Source organism: Bacillus sp. FSL R7-0166 (assembly GCF_038008935.1).
Taxonomy (GTDB): Bacteria; Bacillota; Bacilli; order Bacillales; family Bacillaceae; genus Bacillus; species Bacillus altitudinis.
Genome location: NZ_JBBPAC010000001.1, coordinates 3,462,036 through 3,488,258, shown reverse-complemented (window position 1 = coordinate 3,488,258; position 26,223 = coordinate 3,462,036). Strand labels below are relative to the sequence as shown.

The 26,223-nt window shown below is 41.9% G+C and carries 29 protein-coding genes and 1 riboswitch; of the genes, 18 read left to right on the top strand and 11 right to left on the bottom strand.

The annotated features are described in order from the left end of the window. Positions 1–315: 315 nt before the first annotated feature. The 5 genes from NST01_RS18145 to NST01_RS18125 all read left to right on the top strand — a co-directional run bounded on the left by NST01_RS18145 (position 316) and on the right by NST01_RS18125 (position 6,568). Positions 316–1,743 carry a right-handed parallel beta-helix repeat-containing protein gene (locus NST01_RS18145; protein WP_341042335.1) on the top strand — a complete coding sequence of 476 codons (1,428 nt, stop codon included), beginning with the start codon at positions 316–318 and terminating at the stop codon, positions 1,741–1,743. Between the two features lie 117 nt (positions 1,744–1,860). Further along, positions 1,861–1,970: riboswitch (SAM riboswitch) on the top strand. Between the two features lie 173 nt (positions 1,971–2,143). Further along, the gene (locus tag NST01_RS18140; protein WP_007497873.1) at positions 2,144–3,262 is read left to right on the top strand and encodes a sugar ABC transporter substrate-binding protein; all 1,119 of its coding nucleotides are present in this window, start codon (positions 2,144–2,146) and stop codon (positions 3,260–3,262) included. A 72-nt stretch (positions 3,263–3,334) separates the two neighbouring features. Further along, positions 3,335–4,831 carry a sugar ABC transporter ATP-binding protein gene (locus NST01_RS18135; protein ID WP_341042333.1) on the top strand — a complete coding sequence of 499 codons (1,497 nt, stop codon included), beginning with the start codon at positions 3,335–3,337 and terminating at the stop codon, positions 4,829–4,831. Then, positions 4,828–5,841, top strand: a complete 1,014-nt coding sequence (locus tag NST01_RS18130) for an ABC transporter permease (protein WP_017368303.1) — start codon at positions 4,828–4,830, stop codon at positions 5,839–5,841. The genes NST01_RS18135 and NST01_RS18130 overlap by 4 nt, the downstream gene beginning before the upstream one ends. A gap of 94 nt (positions 5,842–5,935) precedes the next feature. Further along, positions 5,936–6,568, top strand: a complete 633-nt coding sequence (locus NST01_RS18125; protein ID WP_007497867.1) for a GTP pyrophosphokinase — start codon at positions 5,936–5,938, stop codon at positions 6,566–6,568. A 50-nt stretch (positions 6,569–6,618) separates the two neighbouring features. Here NST01_RS18125 and NST01_RS18120 read toward each other — a convergent pair whose 3' ends face one another. After that, on the bottom strand, positions 6,619–6,768 hold the full coding sequence (locus NST01_RS18120; RefSeq protein WP_017358698.1) for a hypothetical protein: 150 nt from the start codon (positions 6,766–6,768) through the stop codon (positions 6,619–6,621). 19 nt (positions 6,769–6,787) lie between these two features. Continuing rightward, positions 6,788–7,873, bottom strand: coding sequence for a Rap family tetratricopeptide repeat protein (locus NST01_RS18115; RefSeq protein ID WP_206114082.1), 1,086 nt, complete (start codon positions 7,871–7,873; stop codon positions 6,788–6,790). Positions 7,874–8,402: 529 nt separating this feature from the next. Between NST01_RS18115 and NST01_RS18110 the strand changes: the two genes are divergently transcribed. The 3 genes from NST01_RS18110 (at position 8,403) to NST01_RS18100 (ending at position 10,607) form a co-directional block, all read left to right on the top strand. Next, positions 8,403–9,167: a transporter substrate-binding domain-containing protein gene (locus tag NST01_RS18110; protein ID WP_007497862.1), complete on the top strand. Its 765-nt coding sequence runs from the start codon at positions 8,403–8,405 to the stop codon at positions 9,165–9,167. A gap of 70 nt (positions 9,168–9,237) precedes the next feature. Next, positions 9,238–9,882, top strand: a complete 645-nt coding sequence (locus NST01_RS18105) for an amino acid ABC transporter permease (RefSeq protein WP_007497860.1) — start codon at positions 9,238–9,240, stop codon at positions 9,880–9,882. Beyond that, positions 9,879–10,607, top strand: coding sequence for an amino acid ABC transporter ATP-binding protein (locus NST01_RS18100; protein ID WP_007497858.1), 729 nt, complete (start codon positions 9,879–9,881; stop codon positions 10,605–10,607). The genes NST01_RS18105 and NST01_RS18100 overlap by 4 nt, the downstream gene beginning before the upstream one ends. Before the next feature lie 87 nt (positions 10,608–10,694). Here the strand turns inward: NST01_RS18100 and NST01_RS18095 are convergent, their stop codons facing one another. Further along, positions 10,695–11,078 (bottom strand): VOC family protein, encoded by a 384-nt coding sequence (locus NST01_RS18095; protein WP_008345541.1) that lies wholly within the window; start codon positions 11,076–11,078, stop codon positions 10,695–10,697. 117 nt (positions 11,079–11,195) lie between these two features. On the opposite strand from NST01_RS18095, the gene NST01_RS18090 reads away from it, so the two are divergent. Continuing rightward, complete coding sequence (locus NST01_RS18090; RefSeq protein ID WP_341042330.1) at positions 11,196–12,377, top strand: class I SAM-dependent rRNA methyltransferase; 1,182 nt, start codon at positions 11,196–11,198, stop codon at positions 12,375–12,377. Between the two features lie 37 nt (positions 12,378–12,414). On the opposite strand, the gene NST01_RS18085 is transcribed toward NST01_RS18090, so the two are convergent. Continuing rightward, on the bottom strand, positions 12,415–13,095 hold the full coding sequence (locus NST01_RS18085) for a CidB/LrgB family autolysis modulator (RefSeq protein ID WP_007497850.1): 681 nt from the start codon (positions 13,093–13,095) through the stop codon (positions 12,415–12,417). Continuing rightward, on the bottom strand, positions 13,089–13,472 hold the full coding sequence (locus NST01_RS18080; RefSeq protein WP_017368298.1) for a CidA/LrgA family holin-like protein: 384 nt from the start codon (positions 13,470–13,472) through the stop codon (positions 13,089–13,091). Before NST01_RS18080 ends, NST01_RS18085 begins: the two co-directional genes overlap by 7 nt. 165 nt (positions 13,473–13,637) lie before the next feature. On the opposite strand from NST01_RS18080, the gene cidR reads away from it, so the two are divergent. The 4 genes from cidR to NST01_RS18060 all read left to right on the top strand — a co-directional run bounded on the left by cidR (position 13,638) and on the right by NST01_RS18060 (position 16,531). Beyond that, positions 13,638–14,525, top strand: coding sequence for a cidABC operon transcriptional activator CidR (cidR, locus tag NST01_RS18075; RefSeq protein ID WP_017360156.1), 888 nt, complete (start codon positions 13,638–13,640; stop codon positions 14,523–14,525). 17 nt (positions 14,526–14,542) lie between these two features. Continuing rightward, entirely contained in the window at positions 14,543–15,367 is an 825-nt protein-coding gene (gene thiM / locus NST01_RS18070; protein ID WP_081114247.1) for a hydroxyethylthiazole kinase, read from the top strand. Further along, positions 15,354–16,043 carry a thiamine phosphate synthase gene (gene thiE, locus NST01_RS18065; protein ID WP_081114246.1) on the top strand — a complete coding sequence of 230 codons (690 nt, stop codon included), beginning with the start codon at positions 15,354–15,356 and terminating at the stop codon, positions 16,041–16,043. Before thiM ends, thiE begins: the two co-directional genes overlap by 14 nt. 113 nt (positions 16,044–16,156) lie before the next feature. After that, entirely contained in the window at positions 16,157–16,531 is a 375-nt protein-coding gene (locus tag NST01_RS18060; RefSeq protein ID WP_008345523.1) for a nuclear transport factor 2 family protein, read from the top strand. Positions 16,532–16,561: 30 nt separating this feature from the next. Here NST01_RS18060 and NST01_RS18055 read toward each other — a convergent pair whose 3' ends face one another. The 5 genes from NST01_RS18055 to NST01_RS18035 form a co-directional block, all read right to left on the bottom strand. Continuing rightward, positions 16,562–18,100 (bottom strand): solute symporter family protein, encoded by a 1,539-nt coding sequence (locus NST01_RS18055; RefSeq protein WP_007497838.1) that lies wholly within the window; start codon positions 18,098–18,100, stop codon positions 16,562–16,564. Continuing rightward, positions 18,097–18,411 carry a DUF485 domain-containing protein gene (locus tag NST01_RS18050; protein WP_025208191.1) on the bottom strand — a complete coding sequence of 105 codons (315 nt, stop codon included), beginning with the start codon at positions 18,409–18,411 and terminating at the stop codon, positions 18,097–18,099. Before NST01_RS18050 ends, NST01_RS18055 begins: the two co-directional genes overlap by 4 nt. Before the next feature lie 107 nt (positions 18,412–18,518). Further along, positions 18,519–19,187 carry a glycosyltransferase family protein gene (locus tag NST01_RS18045; protein ID WP_035389886.1) on the bottom strand — a complete coding sequence of 223 codons (669 nt, stop codon included), beginning with the start codon at positions 19,185–19,187 and terminating at the stop codon, positions 18,519–18,521. Next, the gene (locus NST01_RS18040) at positions 19,180–19,869 is read right to left on the bottom strand and encodes a class I SAM-dependent methyltransferase (protein ID WP_017368290.1); all 690 of its coding nucleotides are present in this window, start codon (positions 19,867–19,869) and stop codon (positions 19,180–19,182) included. Before NST01_RS18040 ends, NST01_RS18045 begins: the two co-directional genes overlap by 8 nt. 298 nt (positions 19,870–20,167) lie before the next feature. After that, on the bottom strand, positions 20,168–20,308 hold the full coding sequence (locus NST01_RS18035) for an anti-repressor SinI family protein (RefSeq protein WP_099496932.1): 141 nt from the start codon (positions 20,306–20,308) through the stop codon (positions 20,168–20,170). 458 nt (positions 20,309–20,766) lie between these two features. Between NST01_RS18035 and NST01_RS18030 the strand changes: the two genes are divergently transcribed. Both NST01_RS18030 and NST01_RS18025 read left to right on the top strand, forming a co-directional pair. Then, entirely contained in the window at positions 20,767–21,150 is a 384-nt protein-coding gene (locus NST01_RS18030; protein ID WP_024719496.1) for a GtrA family protein, read from the top strand. A gap of 26 nt (positions 21,151–21,176) precedes the next feature. Then, positions 21,177–21,434, top strand: a complete 258-nt coding sequence (locus NST01_RS18025; protein WP_048001150.1) for a hypothetical protein — start codon at positions 21,177–21,179, stop codon at positions 21,432–21,434. 34 nt (positions 21,435–21,468) lie between these two features. Here the strand turns inward: NST01_RS18025 and NST01_RS18020 are convergent, their stop codons facing one another. After that, the gene (locus tag NST01_RS18020; protein WP_007497828.1) at positions 21,469–22,314 is read right to left on the bottom strand and encodes an AraC family transcriptional regulator; all 846 of its coding nucleotides are present in this window, start codon (positions 22,312–22,314) and stop codon (positions 21,469–21,471) included. A gap of 181 nt (positions 22,315–22,495) precedes the next feature. Between NST01_RS18020 and NST01_RS18015 the strand changes: the two genes are divergently transcribed. From NST01_RS18015 to galT, 3 genes are read left to right on the top strand one after another with little or no spacing between them, the layout of a single operon-like run. Then, positions 22,496–23,674, top strand: coding sequence for a galactokinase (locus NST01_RS18015; RefSeq protein ID WP_445662197.1), 1,179 nt, complete (start codon positions 22,496–22,498; stop codon positions 23,672–23,674). Further along, complete coding sequence (galE, locus tag NST01_RS18010) at positions 23,674–24,666, top strand: UDP-glucose 4-epimerase GalE (protein WP_017360139.1); 993 nt, start codon at positions 23,674–23,676, stop codon at positions 24,664–24,666. The genes NST01_RS18015 and galE overlap by 1 nt, the downstream gene beginning before the upstream one ends. A 31-nt stretch (positions 24,667–24,697) precedes the next feature. Then, a complete protein-coding gene (gene galT / locus NST01_RS18005) occupies positions 24,698–26,218 on the top strand; it encodes a UDP-glucose--hexose-1-phosphate uridylyltransferase (RefSeq protein ID WP_341042321.1) in 1,521 nt (506 codons plus the stop codon). Positions 26,219–26,223: the final 5 nt, after the last annotated feature.

Genomic DNA, 26,223 nt, shown 5'->3' with positions numbered 1-26,223 from the left:
ATGAAATAATTATGATTCTATTCTATACCTTCACAAAATATTAGCAATAGGTTTTCTGGAATTCAGACAAGAAAAATCTGTTAAAGCGCTTTCCTCCTCTCTGTCGTGGTTTTCTGAAGTTTTCCCTTAGAAATAAAATCCAATTTCATTATTAACTGATTAATCTGACAATTTAAAAGCGATTTGTTTTCCTGTAAGATATTCTTTCAACCATACACCTTTTGACTAGTACATTGCAAGGGGCATTGCCATATTTTAATCCTCTTTTTTTTAGCCGATAAAGGTAGAAGAGAGTGGAAGGGAGCAAACAACGAGATGAAACGAATGATATCAGGCGCCTTATTGATTTTATTGATGACCGCCATTAGTTTTGGCTGTCAAGCGATGACGGAGGAGGCTGGTGCGAAGCAAGGTACTGCCTATTACGTCGCAACAAATGGGAACGACAAATATCCAGGGACGAAGCAAAAGCCTTTCCGTACGTTGAAAAAAGCGACAAGTATCGCGAAAGCTGGGACAACAGTTTATATGAGAGGCGGTACATACAAAGAGAGATTGATTGTCCGCCATTCTGGAACAAAGAAAGCACCAGTTGTTTTTCAAGCGTATGGAAAAGAGAAGCCTGTCATTAGCGGAGCATCTCTTAAAGGAAATCAAGCAGACGGTGGTCTTGTGAAGATTGATCAAAAAAGCTATATCACCCTGAAAGGTTTGACAGTCGGTCATATTAAAACGAATAAAGAAGATGTGACACCCATCGGTATATTCATCACAGGCAGCGGCAAAGGCGTCAAACTGCTTAACAACCGTGTGTACGACATTCAGACGACACATCAAAATGGGAATGCTCATGGCATTGCGGTCTATGGAACGAAAGCACCAGCAGCCATTGAAGACATCGAAATCAAAGGAAACACTGTGGAAAAGTTAAAGCTGGGTTTTAGTGAAGCCCTTGTGCTAAACGGAAACGTTAAAAAATTCCGCGTGACACATAATACAGTCCGGCATACGGACAATATCGGGATTGATTTAATTGGTTTTGAGAATGTCGCACCTTCTAAAAAGTATGATCAAGTGCGAAATGGTGTCGTATCTAGAAACAAAGTTTATGAGATTACGAGTGTTGGGAATCCAGCGTACGGCAAGGACATCTCCGCAGGAGGAATCTATGTGGATGGCGGGAAAGACATCGTGATTGATCATAACATCAGCCATCATAATGACCTTGGGATTGAGGTCACAAGTGAACATAAAGGGAAGATGGCCGAACGCATTCGCATTGAGCACAATCAAGTATATTTAAATCGTTATACAGGCATCTCAATTGGCGGATATGACAAGAAGCGCGGCGGAACGACAAACACGACCATCTCCCATAACATTTTGTACAAAAATGACACAGCCGGCTTAGAAGGCGGTCAATTGCTCATGCAATATCAATCGGTGAACAATCGAATCACGAATAATATCATGACAGCCAGTGCCTCTCATTACTTAGTCGTGAATCTCTACGAAGTGAACAAGAAGAATACATTCCAAAAGAATGTCTACGATGACCGCAAAGGTGCAAAAGCCTCTCAGTGGGTATGGCGAGGGAAATGGATGGAAGGCTACAAAACGTATCGCTCGAAAAGCGGTCAAGATAAAGGATCAGCACACCTCAATCCCCAATTTGTGAATGAGAAAAAATATGATTTCCGTCTTAAGGCATCATCACCTGCTAAGAAAATCATCGGCAGTTAAACAAGGTATACGGTGTAAATGATCATTTTAGAAATTTTCAAAAAAGTCATTGACATTGATGAGACATCACATTAAAGTAAAGAAGACATTTCAACTAAAACAAATTTCATAACGGATCTCTTATCAAGAGAGGCAGAGGGACTGGCCCTATGACGCCCAGCAACCGTTTCTATTTAAGAAATTGGTGCTAATTCCTGCAAAGCTGTTACAGCTTTGACAGATAAGAGAGGAAGACTTCCCGATACATGTTTCATGCAACGGTGATCAAGCCTCTCTTTATCAAGAGAGGCTTTTTTTGATCTCTTTTTTGAGAATCAAACGACTGGGTTCACAGGCATATTTCCACTTTTTTACCTAGTTTTCCGATGTGAAAAATAAAACAACTTGAGGAGGAACAGCAATGAAACGTAAATATTGGACATCATCTCTTGTATTATTGACGGTCCTGACCGTGCTATTATCTGGCTGCGGTACGGGATCAAGCGCAGGCTCAAAAGCCAATGCAAACGAAAAGGTCTCTTTTGACAATGTCCCGAAGCGATTTGCAAAAGGACAGGGAGCAAAAATTAAAGTCATCCGTAAAATTGGCGGGGACGATCATACCGCTCAGTTTTTAGCAGGAACGAAGGCAGAAGGGGAAGCGCTAGGCTTTACAGTAGATGTCTACACGGCAAATGGTGATACGGCGAAGTTTCATGATGCCATTTCTCAAGCACTAGAAGAAAACTATGATGGCTTTATCATCTCTCATGGGGATGATGAGGCGACAGTCGCTGATGTGAAGAAGATCACGGCGAAAGGCATTCCAGTTGTGGCGTTTGATTCAAATCCGAAGCTGAAGGATATCAAAGGAGTCACAGTGACGTCTCAAGATGATGAACAATTAGCGAAAAAATCATTAGACGCGCTAGTGGCTGATTTTAAAGGGAAAGCAAATATTGCGTATCTTTGGGTAGACGGATTCCCTCCAATGGTGAGACGAAACAAGGTGTACCAAGAAACGCTTAAACAGCATACAGGAATCAAGGAACTTGACCGATTTGGCGTTGCGGCCTCTGATACATCAGTTCAAACACAAAATGCGGTTGCGGCTATGCTGAATAAATATCCAAAGGGTAAACTGGATGCGATTTTTGCCACGTGGGATGCATTTGCGATTGGTGCCGCAAGAGCTTTAAAAGAAGCAGGAAGAACCGAAGTGAAAATATACGGTATTGATGTGTCTAATGCCGATCTCCAAGAAATGACTGCGAAAGACAGTCCTTGGAAGTACACTGCCGCTGTCGATCCGAAGCTCATTGGCGCAATTGACGTAAGGATTCTTGCGAAGAAACTAGCTGGCGAGAAAACGCCATCTTCCTATGACCTTGAGGCCTCTCTCATTTCACAAAAGCAGCTTCAGGATGCAGGAAAGGCCATCAATATGGTCAATCTTGCAGATGAAGTAAAAGGATTCGGTTCTTCGACTGCTTTTGAAGAAGACTGGATGAAGACCTTGAAGAAGCATTATGCAAAATAAACCACGTGCACTCTCTTTTCATAGAGGGTGTTTCGTTTTTCAATTGACGATCAGGAGAGAAGGAGGACACCTATGACAACGCCGCTTGTTCATATGAAAAACATCTCGATTGAATTCCCAGGAGTCAAAGCGTTAGATCAAGCAAATTTCACATTAAAAAAAGGCACAGTCCATGCCCTGATTGGGGCTAACGGTGCTGGGAAGTCAACGTTAATGAAAGTTCTCTCTGGTGCTCATTCACATTTTGAAGGAACCATCCACATCAATGGCGAGGAGGCGACCATTCATACACCAAAGGATGCGGCCTCATACGGTGTGCAGACCGTCCATCAAGAAGTGGATACAGCTCTAGTGCCATATTTAAGTGTTGGCGAAAATATGATGATTCATGAAATGGAGAAAAAAACCTTCGTCCGTTGGAAAGAGATTCACCGCAAGGCAGCACAGCTGTTACAAGAGATGAATATTGACATCTCGACGAAGCGTCTTGTGAGTGATTTGACACTGGCAGAAAAACAAATGGTGCTCATTGCCAAGGCTGTGTCGATCAAATGCAGCATTTTAATTTTAGATGAACCAACCGCTCCACTTAGTCATGCAGAAACAAGCAAGCTATTCTCAATGATTCATCAATTGAAAAAGAACGGCACAGGCATCATTTTTATTTCGCATCGCATGCCAGAAATTTTCAACATCTGTGATGAACTGACTGTGATGAAGAATGGAACCGATGTGGCGGCGCACCTCATTAAAGAAACCGATCCAAAGCAGGTCATTGAAGAAATGCTTGGCGCGCCATTAGAGGATCAATTCCCATCCCGTACACCGCTAGAGGATGCACCGATTGTGCTTGACGTGAAAGAGTTGCATGACCAACATAAATTAAACAACATTCATCTTCATGTGAAAAAAGGAGAAATTCTCGGGATTGCAGGATTAGTCGGTGCTGGTAAAACAGAATTGTGCAAAGCCCTATTCGGCGCCTCAGAAAAAAAGTCAGGCACTGTGCAGTTGCATGGTCAAACCATTCATATCAAGTCGCCTCATCACGCTGTGAGAGCGGGTATTGCCCTTGTGCCTGAGGAACGGAGAAAAGAAGGAATTTTAACAGAAGAAACTGTTGGATGGAACGTAACAGCTGCAAGTCTACGTTCGTTTACACGGCCGTTCAGCTTCTTACATCGTTCTAAGGAACGGAAGGCAGCAGATGGAATCGTCAAGCGGCTTGGCGTCAAGACACCTTCTCTTGAAGCGAAGGTGAAGCATCTCTCTGGTGGAAATCAGCAAAAGATTGCGATTGGAAAATGGCTGTTGGCTGAGGCAGATGTCTATCTCTTTGATGAACCAACCAAAGGTGTAGACGTTGGAGCCAAAAAGGACATTTTCTCCCTCATTGCAGAACTAGCTGCAAGAGGAAAAGCGGTTATTTATGCTTCAAGTGAGCTTTCAGAAATTGCAGGAATTGCCGACCGAGTATACGTCTTATATGATGGCAGCATTGCCCGGGAAATGACGGCACCAATGACTGAAGAAGAGCTTTTATATCATTCAACAGGAGGACAATCATGAGTGAACGACAAGTTTCAGCCCCAGTTCAACAAATCAAGAAACAGCGGCCATCCTTTCATCTGTTTGATTTCTTTTATCAATATGGCACCATCTTAACGATTGTCGTATTGATTGTTGTCTTTGCGGCAGCCAATCCGGCATTTTTACAGTCAGGAAATATCATCAACATTTTACGATCGATCTCGATTGTAACCATCATTGCAGTAGGGCTGACGATCTCATTAGCAGTGAATGGCTTTGATTTATCTGTAGGTTCAGTTGCTACGTTATCAAATGCAATTGTGATCTCCATGTTTGTATGGTTCTCGCAAAACCCACTCATTGCGATCCTTTCTGCGCTGGCGGCTTCTCTTATTGTCGGTTTGCTGAATGCTTGGATGATTGTCAAAATGAAGATTCCAGATATGCTCATGACACTAGCCATGATGTTTATCATTCAAGGGCTGGCACAAACCTATACGAAAGGTGCGACCATTTCTGAAAATATGGTGCTGCCTGATGGCACTTTTTCAACTGGCACCATCCCTGCCTTTTTCAGCAAGATTGGGCAGGTCCCCTATATCATTTTGATTATGGCGGCCATTGTGCTTTTTGCCCATGTTTTTATGACTTACACAAAGCATGGGCGGTTGATGTATATCATTGGTGGAAATAAAGAAGCCGCTCGATTGTCTGGTATTCATGTGAACAAATACAAAATCGCAGCATATTTGTTGTCTGCCTTATTTGCGGCGATCGGTGGTATCGTGCTGGCATCAAGGGTGATGACAGCAGAAATTAACGCAGGAACGCCATATTTAATGGATGGGGTAGCTGCTGCTTTTATTGGGTTTTCAGTCATGGGAGCAGGTAAACCAAACGCATTCGGTACGTTTATTGGTGCGGTGCTCATCGGTATTTTACAAAATGGACTTGTGATGATGTCTGTCCCGTATTATGCAATGGATATCGTGAAAGGATCTGTACTTGCACTGGCACTCGCGCTGACTTATTACAAACAACGGGGCTAAGATGTATTTTTTTAAAACCATTTGCGTCCTCTCTCCGTCTAGTAAACGGAAAGCAGTGTAACAGCTGTTTGCCAAAAGGAGATGACAAAAAGAAATGAATATGTCAGCAACTCATGTAGAAGATTTGAAAAGTGTCATGGAAGACTGGAAAAATGAATTATTAGTATATAAATTTGCATTAGATGAAATGGATACAAAGTTTTCGATTATTAGTCAGGAATATAATTTAATCCATGGACACAACCCAATAGAGCATACTAAATCACGGATCAAATCCTTTGAAAGCATCGTGAATAAACTAGCGAGAAAAGGATGTGACATCACCACACAATGTGCCAAGGAGTACATACATGATATCGCTGGTGTCCGCATCATCTGTTCGTTTATTCAAGATATCTATAACATTATTGATGTTCTGAGGCAAAGAGAGGATTTAAAGATCCTTGAAGTGAAGGATTACATTCAGCATCCGAAACCAAATGGCTATCGAAGTCTTCATTTAATTGTTGAGATTCCTGTTTACTTAACGAATCGTGTGGAGCATGTGAAGGTTGAAATTCAGGTGCGGACCATTGCGATGGATTTCTGGGCGAGTCTCGAACATAAAATCTATTATAAGCTGCAAAACGATGTTCCTCATCAGCTCACCGATGAACTAAAGGAAGCGGCAGATATCGCTCACTACTTAGATGAAAAAATGCAAAATATCAAACGGGAAATTGATTAACCAATAAAAAGAGTAGCTGTTTTGAATGACAGCTACTCTTTTCAGTCTTATTAAGGGTTGGTGCCTCGATCTCTCTTTTGAATGATCGTACCGTCATCTTGCGATTGTGCAGACTGGCTTTCTTTTTGAGTAGAAGTGCCAATCAAAACACCTGTAATCAAGAACGTAAAAATCGCACTTGAGATCAGCCATTTTTTCATCATACATCACTCCATCTTCTTAACAAGTTTTGAATGACAACGCCTTGTTCTGAAAATAAATCGCTTCTTTAGGAAGACCATTTTCAGTTAAGTAGGCGGCTACATCCTGACAGATAGCCTCAAGATCAACAAGGAAATTCATAGATTCTAATTGATCACAATAAGAAATGATCTGCTCAATCATGTTGTTTGGCTGGAGCATCAATGTTTCTAAAATGGATAATTTAAGTGAAATGTTTCGTTGTTTTAAATTTTCTGCTTTTTGAAGTGAAAGCTGTACATAATAGTGGAACAAACCAGGCTTTTTCAGCTTAAACAGCGCTTTCGTGTAGGCATACAAGGCCAGTAAATAGCCGCCTGGGGAAGAAGTTTCGAATGACTCAATCAATAAAGCTTTTTCTAGGAGCGGCACAGCTTCACTGTATTCATTTCTTAGACTTTTAATAAAAGCTGCATTGCAATACGCGTGACCAAGTAAATCTGGATCCTCCATCTGTTCTAGTGAGTGAATTACCTGTTGAAACAAAGTTTCTGCCTCATCATATTTCGATTGATCCGCATAATTCAGAGCAAGCATCATTTGACAGCTGATTGATTTTTTCACATAACATGGATCTGCGTCGTAAATAGACGAAGCCTTTTTTAAGTGGTGGATGGAGAGAAGTGTGGATCTTATATTATAGTATAGACATCCTGTTTTATAATGGAATTCTGCCTTTTCAATGTCATCATGTACGAGATCTAATTTATCCTCGGCCAATTTCAAATGGTGAAATGCTGTATCTTGATTCCCTCTGCGCATTTCATACATGCCTTTAAAGAAATAGAAATAGTAGCTGAGCATATCATCTGTACGAATCGCATTTTCATCCACAAAAAGACTGTGATCTAACGAAGCTGTATCTTCGACTAAATCTTTGAAACGGTATTCTAAAAGTTGATAGTAGAGTAAGACATCTTGATTCTCTTCCATTCGATCAAATGCTTGAAGAATCTCTTCTTTTAGCTGTATTGCTTCTTGTATGTCTCTTTTTTTCATCAAGACATACCAGTCATTTAGCATATTTGCTACATCAACGGATGACAAAACACCTGTTTCTGCCAATTGGTATCCTCCTTTCTTCACCTATTCATTTCTGCTGATTCTTATTTGTCTGAATCATCTTTCCATATTAAGTATCTTCTTATATTTTAAGCGGTCTATCTCAATTTGTAAAACATGTTTTTTGATGTAAATTCAACCAGTAGTGAAAAAAATAGGGAGTAGTGATCTAATTGTATACGCTTACATTTTTTTAGGTAAAAAGAGGATGTTCAAAAAAATATATCAGGATATCAATAGAGGAAGAGAGACAGTGAAAGAGGGTTTTTTCATAGGTGAGAAAGAAGTGGTATTGAAAAAGGAGTGTTCGCGGTTTTTTGTGAGATTATATCACATGAATATTGTGAAACATGCTTCTTTCAGAATAAAATGAGTTATTCGCAAAAAAGTAAAATTTAAAGAGACTATCGATCTAGAATTGTATGGATCTTTGGTATTGATAAAAAATATCACACAGTATAGCTTTAGCGTGGTATAGTAAGATTGTTGTTGCGAATATTTAGACAAAACTGACAATTGGGGGTCGTGTTTTATGAAGAAATCGATGTTACTGATCATGGGACTAATTGTTGTGCTCGTCATGGCAGCCTGTGGTTCAAAATCGGACAGCGGTTCGGGAGAAGGCAAAGGCACATATAAAATCGGGATAGATGTAACATATCCGCCATTTGAATTTGAAAAGGGCGGCAAAACGGTGGGAATAGACGTTGATTTAATTAACGCCATTGCGAAAGATCAAGACTTCAAAGTGAAACTTGAAGCAATGGATTTCTCAGGGATTATTCCAGCGATGCAAGCAGGTCAGCTTGATGTTGGAATGGGTGGTATGAGTATTACAGATGAGCGTAAAAAGAAAGTGGATTTCTCAGATCCATACTTCGACGCTGGTCTGACAGTTGTTGTGAAAAAGGACAGCAGCATCAAATCGATTGATGATTTAAAGGGGAAAAAGCTAGCTGTTAAAAATGGGACAACAGGTGCAAAATTTGCAACAGATAACGCAGACAAATATGGGTATGAAGTAGTTCAATTCAATGACAGTCCATCTATGTTCCAAGAAGTATCTAACGGAAATGCAGATGCTTTAATTGAGGATTATCCTGTCATTACGTATGCGATCGCACAGCAAGACTTGAAATTGAAAACAGTTGGAGACCGCTTGAATGGCGACCAATACGGGATCTCAGTCATGAAGGGGAAAAATCAGGACTTATTGAAGAAAATCAATAAAGGGCTTGAAAACCTAAAGAAAAACGGTGAATATGACAAAATTATTGAGAAATATTTGAAGTCATAACACAAGCGAGGCGCGCTCAGAGCGCGCTTTCTTTATGTGTCAACCGTATGTGAATTAGGGAGGGAGAAACATGGATACGATTGTTAATGCATTTCCGTATTTAATGGATGGTTTGCAAACCACTTTATATATCTTTGTTGTTGCTATCATTTTAGGTTTTATCATCGGGTTGATTGTGGCGCTATTCCGCCTGTCACCATTTAAAATCTTGAACTTTATTTCACTCGTTTTTGTCAATGCCATTCGAGGTACGCCATTTATCGTACAGCTATTCTTCATTTATTTTGGGCTTAATACACTTGAATTCATTTCGCTTGATCGAGTGCCAGCAGGGATTATTACAGTAGCGATTAATGCAGGGGCTTATTTCTCAGAAATTATTCGTGCAGGGATTCAGTCCATTGATAAAGGACAAACAGAAGCCGCACGCTCTTTAGGATTCACAGGTGGACAAAACATGCGTTTTATCGTTCTTCCACAGGCATTCCGCCGTATGCTTCCAGCCATTACGAACCAAGCCATCATCAGTTTGAAGGACACCTCTCTCTTATCGATTATCGGTATTGCTGATATTATGCAGCGGGGACAAGTTCAAGCATCGGCTACATTTGATCCTTTGAATGTCTGGCTCATTGTCGGTGTCATTTATTTCGTGATCATTTATTTACTTTCTCTACTGGCTAGCTACGCAGAAAGGAGATTTGATGTGAAATGAGTATGATTACGGTGAAAAACCTAAAGAAATCCTTTGGTGACAACGAAGTTTTAAAGGATATTAATGCAGTCATCGAGGAAAAAGAGGTTGTATGTGTCATTGGTCCTTCAGGATCAGGGAAAAGCACATTTCTAAGATGTCTCAATAAATTAGAGGATATTACGGCTGGGGAAGTTGTTGTCCACGGACATACGATTACAGACCCAAAAGTGAATATCAATAAAGTACGACAAGAAGTTGGCATGGTGTTTCAGCACTTTAATTTATTTCCTCATAAAACCGTGTTAGAAAATATCACGATCGCACCGGTGAAAGTAAAAGGGATGGAGAAGAAAGCGGCAGTCGATAAAGCATTAGACTTGCTTGAAAAGGTCGGCTTGAAAGACAAGGCCAAAAGTTACCCTAACCAATTATCTGGTGGACAAAAACAGCGTGTTGCCATTGCAAGAGCCTTGGCGATGGACCCGAAAGTGCTCTTATTCGATGAGCCGACATCTGCTCTTGACCCTGAGGTCGTTGGGGATGTTTTAGCTGTTATGAAACAATTAGCAGTCGAAGGAATGACGATGATTGTCGTCACACATGAAATGGGCTTTGCAAGAGAAGTGGGAGACCGCGTGATCTTTATGGATGGTGGATATATCGTCGAAGAAGACAAACCAGAAGCACTCTTTGGAAACCCGCAGCATGAGCGTACCAAATTGTTTCTTAGTAAGGTGCTATAAAAAAAGAGTAAGAGCAGGTATGCTCTTACTCTTTTTCTTTTGTGACGAGAATGAATATACCGATTCGCATGCATTTCCTAGGAAATATTATCGCTGGAAGAACTCAATCCACTCTTGGTCTGGCCCTCGGAAAAAGAAGTAGCAATAGCCATTGGGCAATGTTGTGATTTCTTCATCTATTAGCTCAATTTGCAGCTTTTGAATACGGTTGAATTCCGCGTGGATATTATCTGTTGTGAAGGCGAGATGGTGGACCTTTCCTTCAGATGGAAGGTCACTGCTATACCCTTGAATGAGTTCAATTTCCGTTTCCGCTTCGTCTTTAAAGCCAAGAAAGGCAAGTTCAATGACTCCGTTTGTATGAGTGATGCGATCCTTTAATTTCATGCCCACCACTTTTTCATAAAAATCAATGGACTGATCAATATTTGTCACCATAATCCCTGTATGATCTAAGCGTAATGTTGTCAAAAAAGAGCCTCCTCTATGTCGAGTTGATATTTTTCTCCTCATCTTATCATAATAGAAGTATCGTATACATTCATATGGTAGGATAGAGAGAGTCAATTTAGGATAAGGATGACACAAATGAAAAAAATCTCATTAAAACAAACATTTGCAGAACAAGTGAAAAAGGGATATCCGCTTATTTCAAAAGATGCTGTGTCGCGTGTGAACGGTGTACAGGAAGGCGAACTTATTGAATGGGTAGATGAAAGAGGCTCTTTTTTAGGGAAAGGATATTATGGTGTGCAAAATAAAGGCATCGGTTGGGTACTTTCCTTTGACGCTAACGAAAAAATAGATCAGGCCTTTTTTGTTTCTAAACTTGAACAGGCATCCAAAAGCAGAACGCATCTATTTCGTGATGCACAGACGACGGCTTTCCGTGTGTTCAATGGGGAAGGGGATGGAATTGGTGGAATCACGATTGATTATTATGATGGATTCTATCTCATCCAATGGTATAGCGAAGGTGTTTATACATTAAAAGAAGATGTATTGACTGCGATTGAGCAGGTGTATCCTGACTATAAAGGCATTTATGAAAAGAAGCGGTTTGATACGTCTGGACAATATATCGAAGATGACGATTTTGTAAAAGGGGAGAAAGGTGAATTTCCTCTTATCGTCAAAGAAAATGGGATGAACGTGGCGGTTTATCTAAATGATGGTGCGATGACAGGTATTTTCCTTGATCAGCGTCATGTGCGAAAAGCAATTCGAGATCGCTATGCAAAAGGAAAGACCGTCCTTAATACGTTCTCTTATACCGGCGCTTTCTCTGTAGCAGCAGCGCTTGGCGGGGCAAGCCGTACGACAAGTGTAGATGTTGCAAACCGCAGTTTGAAAAAAACATCTGAGCAGTTTGAAGTGAATGGCATTGATGTAGACGGGCAGGATATCAAAGTCATGGATGTCTTTAAATATTTCCCGTTTGCGGCGAAAAAAGGCTGGAGCTATGATGTTGTGATCTTGGACCCACCATCCTTTGCACGAACGAAGAAACACACATTCAGTGCAGCGAAGGATTATAAGAAACTATTAAAAGAAGCCATCCAGATCACAGCTGAGAACGGCGTCATTGTGGCGTCAACCAATAGCAGTGCATTTGGGATGAAAAAGTTTAAAGGATTTATTGCACAGGCCTTTAAAGAATCTGGGAAAACGTATCGTATTCTTGAGGAATATACACTTCCTGAGGACTTCCGTACAACGAAAAATTATCCTGAGGGGAACTATTTAAAGGTTGTCTTCATCCAAGCATAAGAAAAAGCCATTTTCCGATAAGGGGAAATGGCTTTTTCTATAGGGCAAACGACATCAGGATAGGCGCTGCACATAATGTAATAATGGCCGAAATGATCATGGACACACTTGAGATCGTGCCTGAGACGGAGCTCAGTTCAAAGGCCTTCGATGTGCCTGCACCATGTGCTCCTGTACCAAGCAGAACGCCCATTGCAATGTCATTATCAATACGGAAATAACGGATAACCAATGGTCCAATGATTGAGCCAAATAATGCTGTTAAAATGACGAAGACAGCCGTAACGGACGGCATCCCGCCAATCATTTCAGACACACTCATTGCAACAGGTGTTGTGACGGATCTTGGGACGAGGCTCTCGATCAGACTCGTATCCAAATGAAACAATTTGGCGATAAACGCTGTTGATAAAATCGCAACGATAGAACCGCAAGCCACATTTAAAATAATTTCTACTGCATGCTTCTTCAGAATGTGAAAATACTTATATAAAGGAATGGCAAATGCCACAGTCGCAGGTTGAAGCATATTTGTCAGCCATTTTCCGCCTTGATTGTAAGCATCGTAAGGAATGTTCACGATTAACAGCAAGACCACAAGAACAACCGGTGTCACAAGTAAAGGGGAGACATAGACTTTCGGGTGACGTTTATAAACCGCTTTTGATCCGAGATAGATCAGAATGGTTAGGATCAAGAATAGTCCACCAACTAACATAGCTTTTTTCGCTCCTTTCTTTTCGCAATCATCTGCGTCATTATGCCAGTCGAGAGCATGACCACAAAGGTACTAAGTAAAACCACAAGGACAATACTTGTGCCAGATTGAGAAAGTAATGTTCCGTAATCAATCACACCTACTGCTGAAGGGATAAAGAAGAGTAGCAGTTCTCCGAGCAGCCATACGGCGCCAAGTTCAATCCATTTTAATTTAATGATGTTAAAATGAAGTAATAAGAAAATGACAAGAATGCCTAAGATCGTGCCCGGAATTCTTAAATGCAAAAAGGCCGCCAGCACATTCATCAATTTCGCAAAAGCAAATAAAGCCATAATCTGAAGGGTAGCAATCAGCGACGTTTTGAGCAATTGCACTTTCTGTTCACTCCTTTTTCTATATAAATTGTTCACTGTTTCACAAAAACAACACAACGTTCTAATCGGTGAGCTTACTTTAAAGTGTACAGCACGTTCTATTATAGGTAAAATACATATATTGAATAGTTAGTATTCCTTTTGTCTATAGAAAGGGTGAACCATGTGGACATCAGACATTTAACATATTTCTTAGAAGTGGCACGGTTAAAGAGTTTTACGAAAGCATCACAATCGCTCTATGTGTCGCAGCCGACCATTTCCAAGATGGTCAAAAACCTAGAGGATGAGCTAGGTGTGCAGTTGTTTTACCGTAATGGCAGACAGGTTGAAATGACAGATGCTGGACAAACCATGTATACACAGGCGAGTGAAATCACACAATCCTTTCAGAATTTAACGAGTGAATTAAATGATTTAATGAATGTGAAAAAAGGACATATCCGAATAGGACTGCCGCCCATGATTGGATCAAGCTTTTTCCCAAATGTGATGGGAGAATTCCGCCAGCAGTATCCAGATGTCACCTTTCAATTGGTGGAGCACGGCTCCATTAAAGTAGAGGAAGGGGTAGAGGATGGATCATTAGATATTGGTGTCATTGTTCTGCCTGCAAATGATAAAATTTTTCATACATACACCATCATTAAAGAGAATATGAAGCTTGTCACCCATCCATCACATCCGATGGCAGGACGTGGTGAGGTTCATTTGGCTGATTTAAAGGAAGAGTCTTTTATTTTCTTTCGAGAAGATTTCGTTCTGCACAGCCGAATCTTAAATGAATGTATGAATGCTGGATTCAGGCCGAACGTTATTTATGAAACGTCACAATGGGATTTCATCAGTGAAATGGTTGCTGAGAATCTTGGGATTGGGCTTCTGCCTGAACGGATTTGCCGTGATCTAGATCCAGATAAAGTGAGGATCATTTCCTTAAATCCGTCTATTCCGTGGCATTTGGGTGTCATTTGGCGAAAGGACCGCTACTTGTCCTTTGCTGCAAGAGAATGGTTAAAGCATACAAAATCCTATGTGTGGGATGCAGAGTAAAAGGGAGGACGATACAGATGAAATTAAGCTGCGTGTCTCATCTTTTGGAAAAGGTTCGAGCGGAAAATCCGCTTGTTCATAATATCACCAACCAAGTTGTGACGAACTTTACAGCGAATGGACTGCTTGCTTTAGGTGCTTCTCCAGTCATGGCAAACGCTAAAGAAGAAGTGGCAGAAATGGCGCAATTAGCGGATGCACTTGTGCTGAATATTGGCACACTAACAAAGGATACAGTGGAGGCAATGGTCATTGCTGGACAAGCGGCCAATGAAAAAGGTGTACCGGTTCTATTAGATCCTGTTGGTGTTGGTGCGACAACGTTTCGGACGAGTGCGGCGAAACAGCTGTTACAGCAAGTGGACATCACTGTTGTTAGAGGGAATGCTGCTGAAATGGCTCATTTAATTGGAGTGAATGGCTGGCAGTCAAAAGGGGTTGATGCAAAAGGGGCAAATGGAGATGTATCGTCTTTAGCAAAGCAGGCGGCAAAAGCACTTCAAACCGTTGTGGCGATTACGGGGAAAGTGGATGTCGTGTCAGATGGAGAAGAGGTTCTATCTATTCATAATGGACACGAATGGTTAACCAAGGTGACAGGGACTGGCTGTTTACTCACCTCTGTCATAGGGGCATTTTGTGCAACAGGGGAACGTCCAATTCATGCGTCGGCATCAGCTCTGCTGTTTTATGGTGTCGCTGCAGAAAAGGCAGCTCAGCAGACAGATGAGAAAGGGCCAGGGACCTTTCAAATCGAATTGCTAAACGCGCTGTCCAATACAAATGGTCAAGATGTAATCACGTTAGGGAAAATAGGGGGAGTTTTGCATGACGAAGGTTGATCAGCAGCTAATCAAACAGCAATTATCGGTTTATTTTATTATGGGAACAGCGAATACAAGCCGGCATCCGCTTGATGTGGTAAAAGAGGCCATTCAAGGCGGGATCACGATGTTTCAGTTTCGTGAAAAGGGTGAAGGTGCTCTGCAAGGTGAAGAAAAGAAAAAAATCGCTCATCAGATTCAAGCACTTTGCCAAGAAGCGAATATTCCCTTTATCGTAAATGATGATGTACAGCTTGCAATCGATCTTGATGCAGATGGTGTCCATGTTGGGCAGGAAGATACACTTGCACTAGACGTACGGCAAAGGATCGGGAATAAAATATTAGGCGTGTCCACGCACAATCTAGATGAAGTGAGACAAGCGATGAAGGACGGGGCAGATTACGTTGGGATGGGTCCAGTCTATCCTACAGAAACAAAAAAGGATACACGCAGTGTCCAGGGTGTTTCTTTAATCAACGAAGTACGTCAACATGGTCTTCACATTCCCATTGTGGGTATCGGCGGTATCACATATGAAAATGCGGCACCAGTCATCCAAGCGGGAGCCGATGGCATTAGCATCATCAGCGCCATTAGCCAAAGCGCTGATCCGAAAAAAGCTGCGGAAGAACTAACATCTCTTGTCGAGTCAGAGAAAGCAGCTCTTTCATCTGTAAAAGACATGGATTAACTCATCCATGTCTTTTCTTATCTGCGTGAAAAATAGACAGAAGAGATACAATTGTGTACAATCTAATTGTTTGATTATTTTCGAAATGACAGGTAAATAAAGGAGAATGAATGATGGAAGTGCTCGATACGTATTTTCGCCGATATGATGAAGCGGGAAAAGGGCAAGAGCAAATGAACGAATTGTTGGCATTGTTTTCAGATGATGTCATGATTGTCTTAAATGGTGCTGAAAAGCCTGGCATCCAAGCGTTCACACAGTTTTTGAACACATTTTTCCACGTACATGAAGACATTAAGCACATGTGGGATGGCTGGGTGAAACGAGAAGATGGGAAGTATGAAACAAACTGGGCTGTTTGCGGAAAGTTAACAGACGGTCGTGTATATACAGCAGAAGGCATTGATATTGCGGAGCTGGATGATCAAGGAAAGATCGTTTATTTAGAAAACGTCCCGAAAAACCCAGAGTTATTCCAGCGATATTAAAAAGCCGGCAGAGCAGCCGGCTTTTTCTCATCAATCTGTATCCATATGCATACCTGTGTGTGCTTTTACTTGAATTTCTGTAAAGGTGTCTTCATCTGCTTTTTCAGAGGAGAAAATGGTGCCTAAGTAAGCTGCAAGGAATCCGAGCGGGATCGAGATAATCCCAGGGTTCGATAGTGGGATAAGCGGCTCTCCTGTGAAAATTGCTGCCCCTGATGGGTCCCAGACGCTTGGGCTGAGTGACACGATCAGGAGTGCGCTCAGAAGACCTGTTAAGCTTCCTGCGATAGCACCTGTTGAGTTAAATCGTTTCCAAAAGACAGTGAAGATAATCAACGGTAAATTCGCACTTGCTGCCACTGCGAAGGCAAGAGATACAAGAAAAGCGACGTTTAAAGATTGCGCAAATAATGCAAGAATGATGGAAAGGATGGCCACGCCGATGGAAGCAAAGCGTGCCGCCTTCACCTGTTCACGTTCACTCGCTTTTCCTTTGCGGATAATCTGGCTATAAAAATCATGGGCAAAGGCAGACGCGGCGGATAAAACAAGACCGGTCACCACTGCCAAAATGGTCGCAAAGGCAATAGCGGAAACAAAGGCAAATAATAAATCTCCTCCAAGCGCTTGGGCGAGTAGTGGAGCGGCCATGTTTCCTGCTGCATCGGCTGCCGTAATTGCATCTGTTCCGACAAAAGCTGCGGCACCGAAGCCGAGGAAAACCGTCATTAAATAAAAAATCCCGATGATCCACGTAGCGGATAGAACAGATTTACGCGCAGAAATGGCATCCTTTACTGTATAAAAACGGATCAAAATGTGCGGCAAACCTGCTGTTCCTAGCACAAGGGCAAGGTTCAGAGACAGGGTCTCTAAAGGCACATCATATTTATTTCCCGGGTGAAGAAAAGCTTCACCAAGCGGGGTCGCTGTTTTCATCTGCTCAAACATCTTCAGCAGGCTAAAATCAAACTTGGCAAACACAAGCAGCGAAATAATCAGCGTGCCCAGCATGAGAAGCACAGCTTTCGTGATCTGTACCCAGCTGGTGGCGATCATGCCGCCAAACACGACATAAATGGTCATCAAAACACCTACAATTAATACAGCGATCCAATAATCAATGCCAAGAAGCAGTTTAATTAAAGCACCTGCCCCAACAAGCTGGGCAATCATATAAAAAGTGGATACCGTGATGGTGTTAAAAGCAGCCACGCCTCTAATGGCAGGACGCTTAAATCGTGCAGCAATCATATCAGCCATCGTATATTTTCCTAGATTTCGCAGTGGTTCAGCCACGACATAAAGGACGACAAGATACGCTACAAGAAAGCCAATACTATAGAAAAAGCCGTCAAATCCATTTAAGGCGATCATGCCGGCGATCCCTAAAAATGAAGCAGCAGACATATAGTCCCCGGCAATGGCAAGGCCGTTCTGAAACCCAGTCAGACCGCCGCCTGCGGTGTAAAAATCGCTCGCATTGCTTGTTTTTTTCGCAGCAAAATACGTGATGACCAATGTGAGCCCTACGATCGCTATGAATAAAATAAAAGCGGTCATACTCATTCGTCATCACCTCTAGATTCAGTTTTTAAAGCGCTTACATATTTGTCGAACTGAGCTGCTTTTTTTGCATAAAGCCCACATAAAACCCATGTCATCACAAATTGCGTGAGGGCAAATAACCAAGCCCACGTGATCGCTCCAATTGCTGGCGTGTTCAAAAAGGTGAAGTAGGATGTAGCAACCGGAAGTGAAAAGTAAAAGAGAAAAAAGAAAATCGTCATCGGTACGATAAATCTGCGTTTTTCCTCAAGAAGTTTTCGAAAATCCTTTGAAGCGGCAACCTTCTTATAATGAACGTTTTTGTCTGCCATTGTTTCCTCCTTTGTACGAATTAGGGACAAGGTACTCCAATGCATATGAGACGATCTGGTTGTTTATGACAGTATATCATAAAAAAGGCACCCGAAAAGGGTGCTTTCTACCGATAATGCGCAAGAAATGTTTGTCTTGCTTTTTCATATGCTTCTGCATCAAAATGATCTCCGCATTTGTGAATACACCAGGGCTCCACTTGCCTTGCAATCCCAACCTCATATCCCTGCTGTGCAAACTCAAAAGACTGTGACACATCATAAAAATGAAAGCCGTCTAAAAGATCCTCACGCCACTTGATATCATATTGTGTTGCCATAAAAAGACCGTCAATCGCAGAAGCTTTGATATAACCTTGGGGCTCTGTCTGTGGATGACCAGATTCAAACGTCAGTAGCTGATAGGTGTCGTGCCGATATTCAATGACTTTCCCTCTGCAATCATGGCTCTCCCACCAGATTCCATTGTCTGGCACACTTTCTGCACCTATTACCCCAAGCATGCCAAGTGACGGATTTTGCAAGAAAAGTGGGATCAGCTCGAGAAGCATATGCTGTTTGACGATGAGTGTATCTTGATGAAGATAAATTTTAAACTGTGCAGGATGAGTGAGAGCTTCATTGTATCCAGAGGCCATACTTGATGCATGTCTAATGGGCAAAACCTCTACATGATACCCGTGCGGAGCAGGAAGTGAAGCGAGCTGCCGGAAGCAAGCTTGAAACATCGACTCATCATTTACACATAAAACAAATAAGATGGTGGGGCTACTCATTGAGTTGAACCGCCTCAACCACGTATTGATAGGCTGTCGCTGCCTCGTTAAAATCAAAACGGATGCCATGTTTTACGAGTAATTCATGTAGATCATTCATGACGCCCGTATAGGAAGGGTGTTGTACACGAATGGTTTCAAGCTCACGAACATGAAACCCGGCTGACTGAAAGAGGGCATGAATTTCGTGAAGGGTAAAGAAGCGTAAATGTGTTTGATCCATTAATCCTGCATCTGTATAAGAAAATCTCCCAGCCAGTAATTCTAAAACCGTTGAAATATGACCAATATTCGGAATGGAAGACAAGATGACCCCTTCCTTTTTCAGAAAAGGTTTGACCTTTTTTAAAACGGCCCAAGGGTCCAATAAATGTTCAAGAACATCTCCGAAAATGATGCAGTCAAATTGTTCATGCTGATAAGGCAGCGCCATCTGTTCAATATTGCCGCATAAAACATGATCCAGCGCTTTCTCAGCCTGCTTTGCTGCATCTTCAAAAGATTCAATTCCATATATGGTACGGTCTTGTTGTTTTAAGACTTTTCCAAGCTGGCCTGTGCCGCATCCGATATCCAAGATAGACGTCCATTCCTTGCGAATACGATGGACAATCACAGGGTTCACACCGTGATAATATTGATCCTTCTTTTGATGATAATAAGATAGGGAATCTGAACTCACGCGCCACCCACCTTTCTTCTTTCTTGTGTCTTATGCTTAATATATGGGTGGGGAGCTTGGTTTTATAACGAAAATGGGCAATTTTCATGAATGACAGCTAAAAAGGGGTCATATAAAGAACAGGGAACGGACTGTCCTCCTAAAAATAGAAAGACAGAACCCCATTGAGTGGAAGGGATTGGTATGATGAGGTGTTCAATTATTGTAGCGTATCGTCATGAAAGGATGTTTAAAAGGTCAATTGACAGGTTAGAACTTTAGCCAAAGCAATCTGAAAGACAAAGGATAACGGCGTTGATTACGGTTTGTTTATCATCTTCTGATCACCGTTGGATGTTAAAAAAGCTTGTATTTCCTCGATGCCTAGTCCAATTTTTTTCGCTTCTTGAATCAAATAAACCCACTCTTCGTCAACTCTTTTTTTCACTTGCGTATCCATAATATCCTCCAGTTCAATAAGACATATTCATCTGCAACCAATGACTTGAACAAACCGTCTAGTAACTGTACGTGTATGTGAATGGAGTACAAAAATAGATTTTTGTCGAAAAATGATGACATTTAACCTATTTTGTAAAATCTATCACCTACCACGTCCCTAAAAAAATGACTAAAAAACCCATAAATATTGAATTCTTACTTCTCATAATAAACAATTGTAAAGTCAGTTAAAAGATTATAAATTAAAATAATGATAAAGACCTAAATCATTTGACTCATATAAACCCATAAGGTTGACATATGCCATCAGCGAGAACAAATTTCATCTTTACAGGACGCACATATTGTTCGTTTGGGAAGTTCTTCTTAAGATGGTATTCTAAAAGAAACAGAATTCACCAAGAAGGAATGAAGAAAGACATGTATAGCCTTTTTCAAAAGTATCAAGAAGTTGTCATGTATCTGATCATGGGTGTGTGTACAACCATTGTCAACATAGTCAGCTTCTATTTATTCGTTGAGATGTTTTCTATGGATTACAAAACAGCAACGGTTGTTTCATGGGTATTTGCTGTGCTCTTTGCTTATATCACCAATAAGAAGTATGTCTTCAAGCAAAAGGCTCGTGACACAAAAAGCCTGATGCGTGAGCTTTCTTCATTTTTTAGTGTCCGTCTCATGTCTCTAGGTGTAGATCTGGGGCTGATGATTTTATTTGTGAGCCAAATGGCGCTCAACGAAACCGTCGCAAAAATTCTTGTTAACTTTGTGATTGTCGTGGTCAATTATGTCGCTAGTAAATGGTTCGTCTTCAAGAAAACAAAAGAAGATGCGATTTAACACATGAAAAAGATAGGTGATGTGAAATGAGCAGCAGGCCAGACGAATTATATGATGCCATATATCAACAAACAGAAAAGCAGCATGAACAAGTGTTGAGGCTAGTCAAGGAAATGACCGAACATCCAGAAGCATTTTCTGAACAAGAAAAGGAAAAGATCAACCGAATGGACATTGCGCTTCAAACAGCGACGGACATTTTAGAAAATTTAATGACCCCTGATACACAAATGACCATTGTTTTAAGACAAGGGAGAATTCGTGTTGACCTGACGAAAGCGTAAAAGAAGCAGCCAATTGAAAAGCGGCTGCTTTTTATTATGCATCGCTTGTTTCCCGGAGTTGCTTTGGAGACATGCCGATTTTCTTTCGAAAGACTTTATTCAAGTAATTCGCGTTTCGGTAGCCGCACTGTATGGCGATTTCTTCAATCGAGTATTTCGTTGTTTTCAGTAACGTTTCCGCCTTTTCTAAACGAATATTGGTTAAATAATGAATCGGTGTGAAGCCAGTTGCCTTTTTGAATTCCCTCGTAAAATGACTTTTGGATAAACGTGCCGCAGCTGCCATATCGTCAGGCCCAATCTCCTCGTGAAAATGGTGGCTTGCAAATAAGGCCGCTTGGACGATGGGCTCAGGCCATTTCTCCATTTGTCCCTCAAGCTTTGGCAAATATGAATACAGTTCCATGACAAATTGATAAGCAAGGCTAGACCCCTCAAATGGATTGGTAATCCGTCTTTCACTGGCTTCATCATAAATCTTCTTTAGCAGGCGGATCGGTTTGGAATTCGGATGAAAACGCATGACCTGCTTTCCTTGATCGATAAATTGATCAAAGCAAAGGTCACAGGCTTCCCCATAAAGTGTTAAATAGAGAAATTCCCAATGTTCACTGTCTTCTGGAAAATAGTATTGATAAGCACTGGGGCTTTTCACCAGAAAGGCCTGTCCAGGCAATACTTTGAATCGTTTCTGTCCGATTTCAATCATGCCGTGTCCAGACAGTGTGAGCTGAAAGATGCACTTGCCCTGATCCTTCCGCTCTACGCCATTCCAGCTGTATAACGAAGATGATTGAACTTCCCAGCCAACAGACCAGATTTGGGCCGGCAATGTCACATCAGAATGGTGAAAACGAAATGCAAATGCTTCCTTCTTCAAATTGGAAACCCTCCTTCACAGCAAAAAACAACCTTTTTCTATTTTGAATCATGTTACACCTCATATCACATCGTACCATTCACAGCAAAAAAAGGGTATTTTTTAACGATTTTTTTACCATTGAACTTCAGCTGACGGGGCAACTAAAATAAGATTATCAGAAGAGAAAAGGGGAATGGATATGATCGACACATTACGAGCAGCATTTCACCAGCAATTTGGAGATCAGGATGAACTCCGCTATTTTTTCGCCCCAGGCAGAGTCAATCTGATTGGTGAACACACAGATTATAATGGGGGCCATGTCTTTCCATGTGCACTCACTCTTGGTACATATGCTGCGGGAGCAAGACGATCAGATGGACGCGTCAGAATGTATTCCTTGAATTTTGAAGAAGAAGGTGTGAAAGAGTTCGACCTTTTTGAAATCGCTTTCTTAAAATCGGACGGCTGGGCGAACTATCCGAAGGGAGTATTCCAACAGTTTATCGAAGCAGGCATGGATGTGAAAGAAGGCTTTGATATTGTGTATGCTGGCAATATTCCAAATGGCGCAGGCCTGTCATCCTCTGCCTCTATTGAGCTCGTCACGGCTGTCTTGATCAATGAATGGTCGTCATTCGGCGTAACGCAAATCGACCTAGCCCTTCTTGCGCAGCGTGCTGAAAATGAGTTTATTGGCGTGAACTGCGGCATTATGGATCAATTTTCAATTAGTCTTGGAAAAAAAGGTCACGCTATTTTGCTCAATTGTGACACGCTTTCCTTTGAATACAGCCCATTTCGGCAAGAGGGTCTGGCACTTGTCATTGCCAATACAAATAAAAAACGAACACTTGCAGATTCCAAATACAATGAACGCCGTTCAGAATGTCAATCTGCTTTAAACGATCTTAGAAAAGAACGAGATATTGTGCATTTATGTGAGCTCGCAGTGGATGAATTCGCTAAGCATGAACATTTGATACAAGATGAAACGTGTAGAAGACGTGCAAGACATGCCATCACGGAAAACGAGAGGACCATGAAAGCAGTAAATTTTCTGAAAGATGATAAAATGGAAGAACTAGGTGCACTCATGAAGGCATCTCACCTTTCTTTAAAGAATGATTATGAAGTCACTGGGCTTGAGCTAGATGCACTGGCTGAAGCCGCATGGCAACATCCAGGGGCGATTGGTTCTCGTATGACAGGTGCTGGCTTTGGGGGTTGTACCGTCAGCATTGTGAAAGAAGAGCTACTGGACTCATTTATAGAAGAAACAGGTGCGATTTATCAAGAAAAAACAGGCATTCAAGCCTCTTTCTACACAGCTGGAATTGGAGGCGGCGCTAGAGAATTAACGAAGGAGGAATTTTGATGGCAATTTTAGTATGTGGGGGAGCAGGTTTTATTGGCAGTCATGCGGTAGCGGCTCTTTTGGCTAAAGGAGAACAAGTGGTGATTGTGGATAATTTGCAGACAGGTCATAAAGAGGCAGTCGTAAAGGGTGCCGTATTAGAAGAGGGAGATTTAAGGAATCACGCTTTTTTAAGAAGTGTTTTTCAAACACATGACATTGAAGCGGTCATGCACTTTGCGGCAGATTCACTTGTTGGAGAAAGTGTAACAGACCCGCTGAAGTACTATGACAACAATGTCGGAGGGGCAACGGCTTTACTTCAGGTGATGAATGAATTTGATGTGAAACGCATTGTATTCTCTTCAACTGCTGCGACATATGGTGAACCAAAGCGTGTACCGATCGTTGAAACGGATGAGACGAACCCAACAAATCCTTATGGGGAAACGAAGCTCGCGATTGAGAAAATGCTGAAGTGGTCTGAGCAGGCATATGGTATCGAATACGTTGTGCTTCGTTATTTTAATGTAGCCGGTGCTCATACAGAAGGGATTGTCGGTGAAGATCATCAGCCAGAAACGCATTTAATCCCAATTATTCTGCAAGTGGCTTTAGGAAAACGTGATCAAATCATGATTTACGGTGATGATTATGAAACAGAGGATGGCACATGCATTAGAGACTACATTCATGTCATGGATTTAGTAGAGGCGCACATTCTAGCGGTTGAGCGTCTGCGTGAAGGAAAAGGAAGCACGACGTACAACTTAGGGAACGGCACAGGCTTCTCTGTGAAGCAGGTCGTGGAAGCCGCAAGAGAAGTGACGGGTCATGCCATTCCAGCACAGGTGGCAGAAAGACGTGCGGGTGATCCAGCTAAGCTGATTGCTTCATCAGAAAAAGCGCTGAAAGAACTAGGATGGAAGCCGCAATATGCAGATCTCCACACCATCATTCAAAGTGCATGGGATTGGTTTCAGAAACATCCAGATGGCTATCAAAGTGAGTAACGTGTAGCAGGCAGGGGAGGAGACAAAGGGAATGGCGATTGATATTTTTGAAAAGCTAGAACAGCTGATTCAATATGGGGTTAATAAAGAGCTGATATCACCACTAGATATGGATTATACAAGGAACCGGCTGCTAGAGGTGCTTGGTCTCGATGATGCTGAGGCAAGAACAGTCTCAGGAGACAGCGACCTTGAAGACATCTTAATGCCGATGCTCGATTGGGCAGTTGAAACAGGTCTTATTCCTGACGGGACAGATACGTATCGTGATTTATTAGATGCCAAAATCATGGGCTGCTTGGTGGCGCCTCCGAGTGTCATCTATGCAAAGTTTGAAGAGAAACGCAAGCATTGCGGACCAAAGGCAGCGACAAGCTGGTTTTATGAAATGCAGCAGCATGCCCACTATATTCATACAGGCAGAATCGCCAAAAATGTGCAGTGGTTTACACCGACAGAAGATGGTGAGCTTGAGATCACGATTAATCTATCGAAACCGGAAAAGGACCCAAAAGCGATCGCTGAAGCCAAACAGCTTAGTCAAAAGCAATATCCTCTTTGTCTCCTTTGTAAAGAAAACGTTGGGTTTGGGGGACGCATCAATCACCCAGCAAGACAGAATCACCGGATTATTCCGGTAACACTTACAAATGAGTCGTGGTTTATGCAATTCTCGCCGTATGTGTATTACAACGAACATTGTATTGTGTTCAAGGGCGAGCATGAACCAATGCAGATATCTAAAAAGACCTTCGAACGTCTGCTTTCCTTCATATCTATATATCCGCACTATTTCATAGGATCAAATGCTGATCTTCCCATTGTTGGAGGCAGCATATTAAGTCATGACCACTTTCAAGGAGGTGCTCATGAATTTCCGATGGCGAAAGCAAAGATGGAAGAAGTGTTTTCTCTCGAAAAGTTTCCGAGGATGAAGGCGGGTATTGTGAAATGGCCGATGTCAGTGATCAGGCTTCAAAGCAGCGACCAGCAGACGCTTGCGGAGGCAGCGGATTTTATATTACATGAGTGGAAAATGTATTCAGATCCAGAAGCGGGGCTGTTCTCACATACAGGAGAGACCCCGCACAATACCATTACACCGATCGCACGCCGCCATGGGGATGAGTACGAATTAGATCTCGTGCTACGAAATAATCGTACAGACAAGCAGCACCCAGGCGGAATCTTCCATCCGCACAAAGAAGTTCATCATATTAAAAAAGAGAATATCGGATTAATCGAAGTCATGGGTCTCGCCGTGCTTCCTGGAAGATTAGCAGCGGAATTAAGCCAGCTAAAAGCGGCGCTGCTATCCAAAAACCCTCTTGAAGAAATCAAAGCCTGTCCGCCTATCATGAAGCACGAGTCATGGGCAGAGCGTCTGATCGAAGAGAATACCTTTACGAAGGACAACGTAGAAACCATTTTACAAAAAGAAATCGGCCTCATTTTTTCTCGTATACTCGCGCAGGCGGGTGTGTTTAAAAGAACAGAGCAAGGGAAAACAGCATTTAAACGTTTCGTTCAAACACTCCATACAGGCAGGTGATGAGT

Excerpts from the sequence above, each read along its gene's own strand:
- thiE (WP_081114246.1), top strand. The coding sequence starts at position 15,354 with ATGACGAAGGTTGATCAGCAGCTAATCAAACAGCAATTATCGGTTTAT.
- NST01_RS18045 (WP_035389886.1), bottom strand. The coding sequence starts at position 19,187 with ATGAGTAGCCCCACCATCTTATTTGTTTTATGTGTAAATGATGAGTCG.
- NST01_RS18030 (WP_024719496.1), top strand. The coding sequence starts at position 20,767 with ATGTATCTGATCATGGGTGTGTGTACAACCATTGTCAACATAGTCAGC.
- NST01_RS18105 (WP_007497860.1), top strand. The coding sequence starts at position 9,238 with ATGGATACGATTGTTAATGCATTTCCGTATTTAATGGATGGTTTGCAA.
- NST01_RS18055 (WP_007497838.1), bottom strand. The coding sequence starts at position 18,100 with ATGAGTATGACCGCTTTTATTTTATTCATAGCGATCGTAGGGCTCACA.
- NST01_RS18120 (WP_017358698.1), bottom strand. The coding sequence starts at position 6,768 with ATGAAAAAATGGCTGATCTCAAGTGCGATTTTTACGTTCTTGATTACA.
- NST01_RS18035 (WP_099496932.1), bottom strand. The coding sequence starts at position 20,308 with ATGGATACGCAAGTGAAAAAAAGAGTTGACGAAGAGTGGGTTTATTTG.
- NST01_RS18090 (WP_341042330.1), top strand. The coding sequence starts at position 11,196 with ATGAAAAAAATCTCATTAAAACAAACATTTGCAGAACAAGTGAAAAAG.
- NST01_RS18015 (WP_445662197.1), top strand. The coding sequence starts at position 22,496 with ATGATCGACACATTACGAGCAGCATTTCACCAGCAATTTGGAGATCAG.
- thiM (WP_081114247.1), top strand. The coding sequence starts at position 14,543 with ATGAAATTAAGCTGCGTGTCTCATCTTTTGGAAAAGGTTCGAGCGGAA.
- NST01_RS18100 (WP_007497858.1), top strand. The coding sequence starts at position 9,879 with ATGAGTATGATTACGGTGAAAAACCTAAAGAAATCCTTTGGTGACAAC.
- NST01_RS18110 (WP_007497862.1), top strand. The coding sequence starts at position 8,403 with ATGAAGAAATCGATGTTACTGATCATGGGACTAATTGTTGTGCTCGTC.
- NST01_RS18025 (WP_048001150.1), top strand. The coding sequence starts at position 21,177 with ATGAGCAGCAGGCCAGACGAATTATATGATGCCATATATCAACAAACA.
- NST01_RS18050 (WP_025208191.1), bottom strand. The coding sequence starts at position 18,411 with ATGGCAGACAAAAACGTTCATTATAAGAAGGTTGCCGCTTCAAAGGAT.
- NST01_RS18125 (WP_007497867.1), top strand. The coding sequence starts at position 5,936 with ATGAATATGTCAGCAACTCATGTAGAAGATTTGAAAAGTGTCATGGAA.
- galE (WP_017360139.1), top strand. The coding sequence starts at position 23,674 with ATGGCAATTTTAGTATGTGGGGGAGCAGGTTTTATTGGCAGTCATGCG.
- NST01_RS18085 (WP_007497850.1), bottom strand. The coding sequence starts at position 13,095 with ATGTTAGTTGGTGGACTATTCTTGATCCTAACCATTCTGATCTATCTC.
- NST01_RS18135 (WP_341042333.1), top strand. The coding sequence starts at position 3,335 with ATGACAACGCCGCTTGTTCATATGAAAAACATCTCGATTGAATTCCCA.
- NST01_RS18140 (WP_007497873.1), top strand. The coding sequence starts at position 2,144 with ATGAAACGTAAATATTGGACATCATCTCTTGTATTATTGACGGTCCTG.
- NST01_RS18060 (WP_008345523.1), top strand. The coding sequence starts at position 16,157 with ATGGAAGTGCTCGATACGTATTTTCGCCGATATGATGAAGCGGGAAAA.
- NST01_RS18130 (WP_017368303.1), top strand. The coding sequence starts at position 4,828 with ATGAGTGAACGACAAGTTTCAGCCCCAGTTCAACAAATCAAGAAACAG.
- NST01_RS18145 (WP_341042335.1), top strand. The coding sequence starts at position 316 with ATGAAACGAATGATATCAGGCGCCTTATTGATTTTATTGATGACCGCC.
- galT (WP_341042321.1), top strand. The coding sequence starts at position 24,698 with ATGGCGATTGATATTTTTGAAAAGCTAGAACAGCTGATTCAATATGGG.